Genomic DNA, 12,047 nt, shown 5'->3' with positions numbered 1-12,047 from the left:
GCGGTTAGTCCGTGCCTCAGTCGCCGGAAATTGCGCTACCAGACGAACGTGTTGCCGCACGACGCTTTTCAAGTGACGATGGCCCTCATGAAGCTGTTGATGCTCGGAGGAACACGGTTCCTCGGCCGCGCTCTCGTCGATGACGCTTTGGCTCGGGGCTGGGAAGTGACAGTGCTCCATCGTGGGCTCACCGGAGCGCCACCACCTACAGCGGAGGTCCTGTTCGCGGATCGCACCGATCAGCGTGCGATGGTTGATGCGCTCGGTGATCGTCGATGGGATCTTGTCGTCGACACCTGGTCGGGTAGCCCCCGAGTGGTCGGTGAGAATGCACGCGTTTTGCGCGGTCACGTCGACCGGTACGCATACATCTCCAGTGGATCCGTCTACCAATGGGGCTTGCACGTAGACGAGAACTCGCCGGTGGTGGCCGCATCTGCGACCTCCGATGACAACAGCGATTACGCGTCCGCCAAACGTGGGGCCGAACTCGCTGTCCTGGAATCCTTCCCGGACGCGTTGCTCGCGAGGGCAGGGTTGATACTCGGCCCGCGCGAGGACATCGGGCGGTTGCCGTGGTGGCTGCAGCGCATCGCGGCGGCCGGACGTGTCGTTGCTCCCGGAGTGCCGACCAGACCGTTGCAGTACGTCGATGCCCGCGACATCGCAACCTTTGTCCTGTCCGGACTGGCCGCCGGGATCAGCGGGGCATACGACGTCATCAGCCCGTCCGGCCACACCACTACCTCCGGACTCCTCCAGGCGTGCGTGGTTGCCACCGGTTCGGACGCTGAACTCGTGTGGATCGACGAGGACAGGCTGGCGGCCGCTGGAGCGCAGCCGTGGACACAACTTCCGTGTTGGGTGCCGCAGGAGGGTGAGTTCGCGGGCTTCCTCGAAGCCGACACCGCCAAGGCGGGGCAAGCAGGGCTGCGGTGCCGGCCCGTCGAAGACACCGTGCGCGATACCTGGGAGTGGATGCAGCGGGAAACTCTGCCGACTCAGCGGGAGGATCGTGCGGTGCACGGCCTTCCATCCGAGATCGAAAAGGAACTACTCTCCGCCGGACAGTGAAACGAGTCTGGCCCGGTTCGCATTCGAACCGGGCCAGACTCGTGAAAGACGATCGATCAGGCGTACAGGTCGCTGATCTTGGTCTTGTGAGCTTCGTGAATGATGTTGCGCTTGAGCTTGAGCGTCGGCGTCAATTCACCGGTCTCCTGGGTGAAGTCGACCTCGAGGATCGTGTACTTCTTGATCTGCTCGGGGTTGGAGACCTTCTTGTTCGCGTCGGCAACGGCCGAGTCGATCTCGGCGATCAGGTCGGCGTTCTTCACCAGATCGGCAATCGGGGTGCCGGCGGGCAGGCCGTTGCGCTCGACCCAACCGGGCAGTGTCTCCGGATCGAGGGTGATCAGTGCACCGATGAACGGCTGACCGTCGCCGACGACGAGACACTGGCTGATCAGAGCGTGCGCGCGCAGGGAATCTTCTAGGCCTGCCGGTGCGACGTTCTTGCCGCCCGCGGTGACGATGATTTCCTTCTTGCGTCCGGTGATGGAGACGTAGCCCTCGTTGTCGATCGAGCCGAGGTCGCCGGTGTGGAACCAGCCGTCGACGATGGATTCGGCAGTGGCCTTCTCGTTGTGCCAGTAGCCGGCGAACACGACCGGGCCCTGCAGGAGGAGTTCGCCGTCCTCGGCGATCCGTGCTGCATGGCCGTTGATCGGCTTGCCGACGGTGCCGACGCGCTGCGCGCTCGAGGTGTTGACGGTGATTGCGGCGCTGGTCTCCGTGAGTCCGTAGCCCTCGTAGATCGGGATGCCGACGCCGCGGAAGTAGTGGCCGAGGCGCGCGCCGAGGGCTGCGCCACCGGAGACTGCACGCTCGCACTCGCCACCCAGAGCTGCACGCAACTTCGAGTAGACGAGCTTGTCGAATACCGCGTGCTTGAGCTTGAGTGCCAGGCCGGGGCCACCCTTTTCGAGGGATTCGCTGTATTCGATGGCGGTGGCAGCAGCCTTGTCGAAGATGCTGCCCTTACCGCCGTCGACTGCCTTCTGGCGAGCCGAGTTGTACACCTTCTCGAACACGCGGGGCACCGAGAGGATGAAGTTGGGCTTGAAGCCGGCGAACTGCTCGAGCAGCGTCGTCAGGTCCGACGTGTGGGCGACGGTGACCTTGGCGTCGAAAGCGCCGAAGGAGATCGCTCGCGCGAATACGTGGGCAAGCGGCAGGAACATCAGAGTCTTCTTGCCGGGGACCATGGACTCCGGCATCGCCAGGCGGCAGGCGTTGGACTCGGCGTAGAAGTTGGAGTGCGTCAGCTGGACACCCTTGGGGCGTCCGGTGGTTCCGGAGGTGTAGATCAGGGTCGCGGGCGAGGCAGCGGTGACCTGGTGACGACGAGTGTGCAGTTCTTCGTCGGTGATTGCCGAACCGCGACTGGACAGCTCGTCGATCGCACCCGACTCGATGACAAGAACCTCGCGGAGGGCTTCTGCGCCGTCGGTGACTTCCTTGTGAGTCTCCGCGTGCTTGGCCGTTTCGACGACCAGAAGTGTTGTCGCTGAATCCTCGAGGATCCACTGCGCCTGATCAGGGGAGGAGGTCTCGTAGATCGCGACGGTGCATCCGCCCGCAGTCCAGATGGCGTAGTCGAGAACGACCCACTCGTAGCGCGTCGCTGACAGGATAGCGACGCGGTCGCCGAGCTCGACACCTGACGCGATCAGGCCCTTGGCAACTGCGGAGACCTGCTTCGCGAATTCAGCTGCAGTGACGTCGACCCATCCACCGTTCGACGGCCTCTTGAACGGCACGAATGTGGGGTCTTCTTCGGCGTGACGGAACACGGAGTCGGCCATGGATACGTTCTCCGGAATTGAGAACGACTGTGGAACTGAGAACTCGCGCACTATTGACCCCTCCAGTGACTACTGACATTTCTGATGTGCATTGCATCACATTAGTCGTCATTTTGCACTGTCGTTACTATTCGGTAGAACTGGTCGGGCGCTGACCTGCAGTTTAGTGTGACCGCCTGTTTACAGGTACTCAGGCGACGTGTTGGAGCGTGCGACCGTGCACGGACAGCCACCGCCGAATTGCGTAGTCCAATCGGTCCGGATCCACTCCGAGTTGCTCTGCAGTAGCTGCAAGGATCTCCGAGGTGTCTCCCGGCAACTCGGTGGTGCCGAGTGTCGCGCTGATGAAGGTGTCGGCAGCGGTCCCCAGATCGGTGTGCGGAATTCCGGCCAACATCAACAGGTGGGCCCAGGTCACTTCGGAACCGTCTCCGCACGCGTCCACCCAGGCATGGTGAACGGCGTCGAGAGCGTTGTCGGAATCGGCGGCCGACAGCAGGTCCTCGACGCTGTTGATCCGCAAGTGATGGAGTTTCTCGGCGACCTGTTGGATGTGCCGTGCCTCGATCGGGACACCCGTCGCCGTGTAGCGACGCTTGTACGAGCCGATCTTGCCTGCCCACTGGTCCGAACTGCCGGCTTCCTCGAAGGTGCGGAGTAGTTCGCGTGCGCCATCCGTGACGGGTTTGTCCTCGCGGGCTTTCCGGTACGCCAGGTAGCGATCGACGACGGTCACTTCGCTGTGACCCGACGTGGACTGAACGGATTCGATGATGCACAGGGCGAGGCTCTGTCGATAAGCGTCTGACGCAACCCAGGCGGAAGGGTCGCCCAGGCGGTCACGGCACGCAGCTGCGACGGCGTCGACGGTATCGGTCGAGATGGTCACGGTTCCTCCAGAAAGCCGAATTCTTTTTGTTCCATTTGGGCTATCGGCACCGAGGAGCGAAATGTTGCACACATCACAAATTCTCAGAGATCTCTTGGACTGTGCTCAGGCTGGAGAGGTGTGCACTCAGGCGAGGAAGGACAGCACTTCGTCGTCGCTGAGTTGATGAAAGTCCTCGAATGCAGCACCGACGCCGCCTAACAGGGCAGGAACGAAGGGGCAGACGACCCGATCGGCGGAGCACGCGATCACTCTCATGGCTTCGGGGGACGCTACTGGGACAGCGACGATCACGGCGGCAGCACCCGCGGTGCGCGCGCATCGGCAGGCAACGGCGGCACTCGCGCCCGTAGCCATTCCGTCGTCGACGACCACCGCAGTGCGTCCGTGGAGGGAAACCGGGGTCCGCCCCTCGCGCAGGAGATGCGCCCGCCGTTCCAATTCGGTTCGCTCGTCGCGTTCGACGGCGACGAGTTCTCTTTTCGAGACGCGAACCGCTGCGATGACGTCGTGGTTGAGGACCCGCACGCCGCCCTCACCGATGGCGCCCATCGCCAGTTCCGGGTTGTACGGACTGCCGAGCTTGCGCACCACCACGATGTCGAGCGGAGCGTTCAGTGCCGCAGCCACCTCGGCTGCGACCGGAACTCCGCCGCGCGGGAGTCCGAGAACGACGGGCTTGTCGATACGCAAGGTCTCGAGCCGCCCGGCCAGAAATTTGCCGGCGGAAGATCGATCCCGATACTGGGTCACTGCGTTGTCCTCGAGAAGCTCGAACCCCGACCAGTTCGACGCTACTCGCTGCAGGTCACCGCGGCGAGACTGTGAACCTCCGCAGCGCGAGAGCGGGATTCTTCTCGCGTACCTCGGCGATGCGAGCAGCCGAAACGAGTGCGGTGGCGACCCCGACCTGCTCGCCAAGTGAACACATCACGACGCCCATCGGGTCGACGATCATGCTGGCACCCGCGCCGCCGCGCGCGCTCTGATCTGCCGCTGCGATGTACATCGTGTTCTCGATGGCCCGGGCGCGCACGAGAGTGGTCCAGTGGTCTTCCTTGAGCGGCCCCGGCACCCACTGGGCGGGCAGGAGCAAGATGTCTGCGCCGACGTCGACGATGCGCCGGGTGACTTCCGGGAAGCGCAGGTCGTAGCAGGTCTGGAGGCCGAAGGTCAGGCCGTCGCACCCGAAAGTCTGCGGTTCGGTGATCTCGCCCGCGCGGATCACGGCCGACTCCTGGTAACCGAAAGCGTCGTAGAGATGCAGTTTCCGGTAGGTCGCCACCAGTTCGCCGTTCGGGTCCATCGCGACGAGGGTGTTGGAGATTCTGCTCACGTCGTCGATCCGCTCGTTCATTCCTGCCACGAGGAAGATTCCGAACTCCGCGGCGACCGACGCCAGCGCCGAACCGAATTCGCCGTCCAGGTCCTCCGCGGACTCGATCAAACGCTCATCCGTCTTCGGTGCGGTGAACATCGAGTATTCCGGCGCCACGACAACTTTCGCGCCGCGTGCTGCTGCATCGGAAGCCAGTGATCGCAGTGATTCGAGGTTGGCTTTCTTGTCCGTCCCCGGGGCGAATTGGGCAATCGCGACAACGGTCTGGGAGGGGGTGGCTGCGGTGGCTTCGGTCATGCTTCCTACGCTAGGCGAAACCCGCTGGGAGGGTGGATCTGTCGTAAAAGCACCCCCGGTATGTCGTCGTGTCTATACTCTATCCGCTAAACTGCTGGTCAAATGAGTGATATTGAGCGTGACCCCGAACCCCCAACATTTGCCGACCTCGACATCGATGATCGGGTACTGAAGGCACTGTCAGACGTGGGCTACGAGTCGCCCTCGCCCATTCAGGCTGCCACCATTCCGCCGCTGCTCGAAGGCAAGGACGTCGTCGGTCTCGCACAGACCGGTACCGGCAAGACCGCAGCCTTCGCAGTTCCAGTCCTGTCGCGGATCGACACGTCGATCAAGCAGACCCAGGCGCTGGTGCTTGCTCCCACGCGTGAGCTGGCGCTTCAGGTTGCCGAGGCCTTCGGCAAGTACTCCGCGCACATCCCCGGACTCAACGTCCTGCCGATTTACGGTGGCCAGAGCTACGGCGTCCAGCTGTCCGGACTGCGCCGCGGTGCGCACGTCGTCGTCGGTACGCCTGGTCGTGTCATCGACCATCTCGAAAAGGGCACCCTGGATCTGACCAATCTCAAGTACCTCGTTCTGGACGAGGCCGACGAGATGCTCAAGATGGGCTTCCAGGAGGACGTCGAGCGCATCCTCCGCGACACCCCCGGCGACAAGCAGGTCGCTCTGTTCTCGGCAACGATGCCCGGCTCGATTCGCCGGATCTCGAAGCAGTACCTGAACAATCCGGTCGAGATCACCGTCAAGTCCAAGACGTCGACCGCCTCGAACATCACGCAGCGCTACATTCAGGTTGCTCATCAGCGCAAGCTCGATGCACTGACCCGCGTCCTCGAGGTCGAGGCTTTCGAGGCGATGATCATCTTCGTCCGTACCAAGCAGGCCACCGAAGACCTGGCGGAGAAGCTGCGGGCCCGCGGGCACTCGGCTGCCGCGATCAACGGTGACATCGTCCAGGCACAGCGTGAGCGGACCATCGGTCAGCTCAAGAACGGCGCCCTCGACATCCTTGTCGCGACCGACGTTGCCGCTCGAGGCCTCGACGTGGATCGAATCTCCCACGTCGTCAACTACGACATCCCGCATGACACGGAGTCGTACGTCCACCGCATCGGTCGTACCGGCCGCGCCGGTCGTCAGGGTGACGCGTTGCTGTTCGTCGCCCCGCGTGAGCGTCATCTGCTCAAGTCCATCGAGAAGGCGACCCGTCAGCCGCTTGCGGAGATGCAGCTTCCCAGTGTCGACGACGTCAACGCCCAGCGCGTGGCCAAGTTCGGTGACTCCATCACCGAGAGCCTGGCCTCGGAGAATCTCGCGATGTTCCGCAAGATGATCGAGGACTACGACCAGGAACACGACGTTCCGCTCATCGACATCGCTGCCGCTCTGGCGTTGCAGTCGCGCGACGGCGAAGCATTCTTGCTTTCTCCCGAGCCGCCGGCACCGCCGCGTCGTGAGCGCGAGCCTCGTGAACCACGTCCTCCCCGTCGTTTCGACGATGGCCCGGCCCCGCGCTCGCGTGGGCCCGAGGGCCAGGAGCTGGCCGCGTACCGCATTGCAGTCGGCAAGCGTCACCGCGTCGTTCCGGGTGCCATCGTCGGTGCCATCGCCAACGAGGGTGGGCTTCGTCGAAGCGACTTCGGGCACATCAGCATTCGCCCGGATCACAGCATCGTCGAGCTGCCGGCCGACCTCTCCAACGAGACTCTCGAAGCTTTGCGTCGCACACGTATCTCCGGCGTCCTGATCCAGCTGCAGCCTGATTTCGGGCCGCCGCAGGGACGTCCGAGTGGCCGTGGCGACCGTGGTGGCCGGGACGATCGTGGTGGACGTGACGACCGCCGCGGTGGCGGACGCGATCGCTACAACGACTGACCTACAGCTTCAACGACTGTCATGAAGACTGAAACAGGCGCTGCCCTCCGCGAGGAGGACAGCGCCTGTTTTCTGTGTGGGGGGCAAGGCGCTGCGCGGTATCAGATCGGCGTCGGTGCGAGGGCGCCGTTCTTCCGGGCGTTGGTGTCGAACTGCGTGCGGTACAACTCGGCGTAGCGGCCGCCGCGCGCGAGCAGTTCCTCATGGTTGCCGCGCTCGACGATCTGGCCTGCCTCGACGACAAGGATCAGGTCCGCGGAACGGATCGTCGACAATCGGTGAGCGATCACCACCGCAGTCCGCCCGGCGAGTGCTTCGCCGAGTGCTTCCTGAACCGCAGCTTCCGACGTCGAGTCGAGATGCGCGGTGGCCTCGTCCAAGATGACGACGCGAGGCTGGGCCAGGAGCAGGCGTGCGATGGTCAGGCGTTGACGCTCGCTGCCCGAGAGGCGGTAACCGCGTTCACCCACCACGGTCTCCAGTCCGTCGGGCAGCGACGCAACCAGGTCGGTGAGCCGTGCGCGCTCCAGAACCTCACGCAGATCTTCTTCGGTGGCATCCGGTCGCGCGAGGAGCAGGTTGGATCGAAGGCTCTCGTGGAACAGGTGCCCGTCCTGCGTGACCATGCCGACGGTCTCCCGGATGGAATCGGTACTGAGGTCTCGGACGTCGACACCGCCCAGTTCGACCGATCCGGAGTCGATGTCGTAGAGGCGGGGAATCATCTGCGCCACGGTCGACTTTCCGGCACCGGACGTGCCGACCAGGGCGACCATCTGTCCTGCTTCGGTGCGGAACGACAGGTTGTGCAACACGTCCTCGCCGCCGCGGGTGTCGAGGATCGCGACTTCCTCCAGAGAAGCTAGTGACACCTTGTCCGCGGATGGGTACGCAAAAGTGACGTTCTTGAACTCGACGGACACCGGGCCATCCGGCACCGTGCGTGCATCGGGCTTCTCGGTGATGAGCGGTGCCAGATCGAGAATCTCGAATACCCGCTCGAAGCTGACCAGGGCGCTCATGACATCGACCCGGGCGCTGGCCAGTGCGGTCAACGGTGAGTACAGCCGCGTCAACAACAGTGCCATCGCCACGACGGCGCCTGCGTCCAACTGTCCGCGCAGCGCGTAGAAGCCGCCGAGTCCGTAGACGAGGGCAAGAGCAAGGGCCGAGACCAGTGTCAGCGCTGTGACGAAGACGGACTGCAGCATTGCGGTCCGGACTCCGATGTTGCGCACACGCCTGGCGCGAACCGCGAACTCCGCAGATTCTTGCGACGGGCGGCCGAACAGCTTGACCAGAGTCGCGCCGGGAGCGGAGAACCGCTCCGTCATCTGGGTGCTCATGAGCGAATTATGGTTGGCTGCTTCACGATTGAGTGCTGCAAGTTTTGCGCCCATGCGCCGTGCGGGGATGACGAAGATCGGGAGAAGTAGCAGCGCGAGGACGGTGATCTGCCAGGAGATCCCGAGCATGACGATCAGCGTGATCACCAGGGTGACCAGATTGCTGACCACTCCGGACAAGGTGTCGCTGAAGGCGCGCTGAGCGCCGATGACGTCGTTGTTGAGACGGCTGACCAGTGCTCCGGTTCGAGTTCTGGTGAAGAACGCGATGGGCATCTTCTGGACGTGATCGAAGACGGTGGTGCGCAGATGCAGGATCAGGTCTTCGCCGATGCTGGCCGAGAGCCACCGGGTCAACAGTCCCAGAGCGGCTTCGAGAAGTGCAACCAGTGCGATCAGGGCGGCAAGTTTGACGACCACGTCGACGGCGTCGCCGCCGACTATCGCGTTGACCACGCGCCCGGCCAGGACAGGTGTTGCCACGGCAAGCGCAGCAGTGACGACACTCAGTACGAGGTACCAGCTGAGGTTGCGTTTCTGTGGAACTGCGAACGTCGCGATCCGCTTCAGTGTCGCCTTCGAGAACGGGCGCCGATCTTCTTGCGCGTGCATCGCGTTGTACATCGCGTTCCACGCGGTGACTTCCATACTCATGACTTCGCCCCTCCGGTCGCCGGCCACGAAGATTACGTGGCCGGTACGACACGAAGGTAGAACCTCAACCAAACTTCAGGTCAAGTGCGGCCTCAGCGGGCCACGTCGACCACCACGCGAGGAGGGTCGCTGAGCATCGTGACCGTGAACGGCTGCTTCTCGGTCACGCCGATGAACGACTGCGTGACTCCCTCGAAGACGTTGGACCCGTTGACCTCGGTCACGACTCCGCCGACGCCGGGGACCGGGTTGGGGCCGGAGTACTGCTCGACTCCGCTGTCGAAGGGATATGCGGAACCGTCGATCAGGACCTGGATCACTGCGGCACCCTTGATGTCCACGGGCTTACCGCTGCCTTCCTGCGTCGCCGCGTCGACGTACTTGACGCGCCAACCGGGTGTGCCGGTTCCGCCCATTTCGTAGACGACACGATCGAATCCGTCGTGCTCGCCCACTCTGATGTTGACGACGGTGAGCTTGGATTCGGTGCCCGCAGCCGACGTCTTGTCGGAGCTGTCCGTCGGGACTGGTTCTGTGGTCGACGCTGCTGCACTCGAGGTCGAGGTCGAGGTGACGGCCGAGGTGGCTGCCGTGGGAGTGGTCTCCGCGTCCTGCGAACAGGCAGTCAGGCTCACGCCCACTGCGATGGCAGCGACAGCGGCAAATGATCTCGTCCGGTTCGTTGTCATGACTCGATCGTAGGGCTCGCGTTATCGGGATCCGCGGCGGCGGTGCCCGGAGTTACCTAACCGATATCGCCGTCGACATAGAGCCACTTACCCTCTGTTCGCGCAAATCGACTGCGTTCGTGGAGCATTCCCCGCTCGCGTCCGAATGTGTAGTGAGCGCGAAATTCCACGACGCCGTCGGAATCGAACAGCCCGCCCCGTTCGGTGTCCAGGATCTCCAACCGGAGCCATTTCTGGTCGGGGTCGAGATCGAGTTGGGCTGGGCGATGGTCGGGATGCCAAGTCTGCGTGAGATATTCGTCGTCCATCACAGCGAAAGCCGTGTAACGCGAACGCATCAGGGTTTCGGCGGTCGGTGCGTGCGCTACTCCGCTGATGTACTTGCCGCAGCATTCGGCCAACGCGTTGCCGCTGCCGCACGGGCACGGATCGGTCGGATTGGGTGTGGTGGGGCGGCGCGAAGTCACCGCCCCATTACAGCACGCGAACTCAGACCAGTTTGTGTTCGCGGTTCTCCCAGTACGGTTTGCGGAGGTCGCGTTTGAGGATCTTTCCGGTGGGATTGCGGGGAAGAATCTCGACGACGTCGATACTGGTCGGGCACTTGAACTTTGCGAGGCGTTCCTGTGTATAGGTGATCAGTTCGGCTTCGTCGATCTGCGCTTCGGCAGTGAGAACCACGACAGCCTTGACGGTTTCACCCCAACGGTCGTCGGGAACGCCGATGACCGCGACCTCGGCGATTGCCGGATGCTCCACCAGTACTCGTTCGATCTCGGGGGAGTAGACGTTCTCGCCGCCGGTGATGATCATGTCCTTGAGGCGGTCCTCGATGAAGACGAAGCCGCCGGAGTCGGCGCGGCCCATGTCGCCGCTACGTAGCCACCCGTCTGCGGTAATCGTTTCGGCCGTCGCCTCAGGCTTGCCCAGGTATCCGGGTGTGCACTGTTCGGATCGCCACCACAGTTCACCGGTCGTTCCGGTGGGCACGTCCTCGAGCGTGACGGGGTCCACCACGCGCATCTCGACGCCGGGGATCGCCGTACCTGCTGATGCCATGCGCTCGACCTGCGACTCGTCGCGGTGAACGTCCGGCATCAACGCGGTAATGACGCCTGCCATTTCGGTCATGCCGTAGACCTGCACGAATTCGGTGTCCGGCCACGCTGCGAGTGCCGCGCGCAACAGTGGGAGCGGCATGGGGGCGGCGCCGTAGGTGATGCGTTTGAATGCTTTGAAGGCGGCGACCGCCTGCTCGCCTGCGGCCAGGACTCCGGCAATGACCGGTGGGACGAGAAAGGCGATGTTGGCTCCGGCGGCGAGACCGGCGAAGATCGACGGTCCGTCGGCTTCTCTCGTGAAGTAACAGCGGCCACCGGTGTGAATTGCCATGATGGCGTAGCACGTTCCGCCGACGTGGAACATCGGCATCGCGATCAAGAATCGGTGATCCTCGTGGGCCGGCAGGATTTCGAGGACATTGTTGCTGTGCGCGAACAGGTTTCGATGCGTGAGCTGGACACCCTTGGGGCGACCGGTCGTCCCGGAACTGTAGAGAACCAGAGCGGTGGCATCGGGGCTCACCTCGGGGCGGGAGTGCAGCGGTGTGACCTCGTCGATCCACGGCTCGAATTCGTCGTGTTCACCGCCGACGGCGAAGATCGATTCGACGGCCGTCAAGCGGTCTCGCATCGCGACGACCTGGGGGAGTAGTTCGCTGCCGACGAACAGAATGCGAGCGCCACAGTCCGCGAGAACGTAATCCAGCTCTTCGCTCGAAAGTCGCCAGTTGGGAACGACATTCGCGGCGCCGAGCAGTGAGGCGGCGTAGGTGACTTCGAGACAGGACAGATGATTCTTGTCGACGAACGCGACAGTGTCGCCGGCACCGATGCCTGATTCGGCGAGGGCGGCGGCGATACGCAAGATGCGCTCCCGCCACTGAGCCCACGTGAATTCGGTCCCTTGGAAGGTCATCGCTGCTTGATCAGGCTTGACCGTCGCCCAGTGCTCTAGCCGATCGAAAATGATTCCAGCGGTGGCGTCGGACATTCGGCCGCCTCTCTCGTGTGATTGGTGTCACAAGGT

Annotated in this window: 10 protein-coding genes; 2 read left to right on the top strand and 8 right to left on the bottom strand. The window is 63.4% G+C overall.

Annotated elements, in window-relative coordinates:
• Window positions 1–87: 87 nt before the first annotated feature.
• Entirely contained in the window at window positions 88–1,074 is a 987-nt protein-coding gene (locus tag RA302_RS19890; RefSeq protein ID WP_254593734.1) for an NAD-dependent epimerase/dehydratase family protein, read from the top strand.
• A gap of 56 nt (window positions 1,075–1,130) precedes the next feature.
• On the opposite strand, the gene RA302_RS19885 is transcribed toward RA302_RS19890, so the two are convergent.
• The 4 genes from RA302_RS19885 to RA302_RS19870 form a co-directional block, all read right to left on the bottom strand.
• Window positions 1,131–2,918 (bottom strand): long-chain fatty acid--CoA ligase, encoded by a 1,788-nt coding sequence (locus tag RA302_RS19885; RefSeq protein ID WP_042450345.1) that lies wholly within the window; start codon window positions 2,916–2,918, stop codon window positions 1,131–1,133.
• A 139-nt stretch (window positions 2,919–3,057) separates the two neighbouring features.
• A complete protein-coding gene (locus tag RA302_RS19880; RefSeq protein WP_058228429.1) occupies window positions 3,058–3,756 on the bottom strand; it encodes a hypothetical protein in 699 nt (232 codons plus the stop codon).
• 126 nt (window positions 3,757–3,882) lie between these two features.
• Complete coding sequence (locus RA302_RS19875; protein WP_070161767.1) at window positions 3,883–4,509, bottom strand: phosphoribosyltransferase family protein; 627 nt, start codon at window positions 4,507–4,509, stop codon at window positions 3,883–3,885.
• A 55-nt stretch (window positions 4,510–4,564) separates the two neighbouring features.
• Window positions 4,565–5,392 (bottom strand): carbon-nitrogen hydrolase family protein, encoded by an 828-nt coding sequence (locus RA302_RS19870; protein ID WP_064112499.1) that lies wholly within the window; start codon window positions 5,390–5,392, stop codon window positions 4,565–4,567.
• A gap of 102 nt (window positions 5,393–5,494) precedes the next feature.
• On the opposite strand from RA302_RS19870, the gene RA302_RS19865 reads away from it, so the two are divergent.
• Window positions 5,495–7,270, top strand: a complete 1,776-nt coding sequence (locus RA302_RS19865) for a DEAD/DEAH box helicase (protein ID WP_003945121.1) — start codon at window positions 5,495–5,497, stop codon at window positions 7,268–7,270.
• 101 nt (window positions 7,271–7,371) lie between these two features.
• Here the strand turns inward: RA302_RS19865 and RA302_RS19860 are convergent, their stop codons facing one another.
• The 4 genes from RA302_RS19860 to RA302_RS19845 all read right to left on the bottom strand — a co-directional run bounded on the left by RA302_RS19860 (window position 7,372) and on the right by RA302_RS19845 (window position 12,011).
• Entirely contained in the window at window positions 7,372–9,270 is a 1,899-nt protein-coding gene (locus RA302_RS19860; RefSeq protein WP_338477682.1) for an ABC transporter ATP-binding protein, read from the bottom strand.
• Window positions 9,271–9,362: 92 nt separating this feature from the next.
• The gene (locus RA302_RS19855; RefSeq protein WP_338477680.1) at window positions 9,363–9,959 is read right to left on the bottom strand and encodes a hypothetical protein; all 597 of its coding nucleotides are present in this window, start codon (window positions 9,957–9,959) and stop codon (window positions 9,363–9,365) included.
• Between the two features lie 56 nt (window positions 9,960–10,015).
• Window positions 10,016–10,426: a YchJ family metal-binding protein gene (locus RA302_RS19850; RefSeq protein WP_007736170.1), complete on the bottom strand. Its 411-nt coding sequence runs from the start codon at window positions 10,424–10,426 to the stop codon at window positions 10,016–10,018.
• A 22-nt stretch (window positions 10,427–10,448) separates the two neighbouring features.
• Window positions 10,449–12,011, bottom strand: coding sequence for a long-chain-fatty-acid--CoA ligase (locus RA302_RS19845; RefSeq protein ID WP_070161769.1), 1,563 nt, complete (start codon window positions 12,009–12,011; stop codon window positions 10,449–10,451).
• Window positions 12,012–12,047 lie beyond the last annotated feature (36 nt).

The sequence above is a fragment of the Rhodococcus sp. DN22 genome (genome assembly GCF_036669995.1).
Taxonomy (GTDB): Bacteria; Actinomycetota; Actinomycetes; order Mycobacteriales; family Mycobacteriaceae; genus Rhodococcus_F; species Rhodococcus_F erythropolis.
This window is presented reverse-complemented; position numbering and strand designations above follow the sequence as displayed.

Bases quoted from the DNA above. Each gene is read 5' to 3' on its own strand.
- RA302_RS19890 (WP_254593734.1), top strand. From the start codon at position 88: ATGAAGCTGTTGATGCTCGGAGGAACACGGTTCCTCGGCCGCGCTCTC.
- RA302_RS19870 (WP_064112499.1), bottom strand. From the start codon at position 5,392: ATGACCGAAGCCACCGCAGCCACCCCCTCCCAGACCGTTGTCGCGATT.
- RA302_RS19865 (WP_003945121.1), top strand. From the start codon at position 5,495: ATGAGTGATATTGAGCGTGACCCCGAACCCCCAACATTTGCCGACCTC.
- RA302_RS19860 (WP_338477682.1), bottom strand. From the start codon at position 9,270: ATGAGTATGGAAGTCACCGCGTGGAACGCGATGTACAACGCGATGCAC.
- RA302_RS19855 (WP_338477680.1), bottom strand. From the start codon at position 9,959: ATGACAACGAACCGGACGAGATCATTTGCCGCTGTCGCTGCCATCGCA.
- RA302_RS19845 (WP_070161769.1), bottom strand. From the start codon at position 12,011: ATGTCCGACGCCACCGCTGGAATCATTTTCGATCGGCTAGAGCACTGG.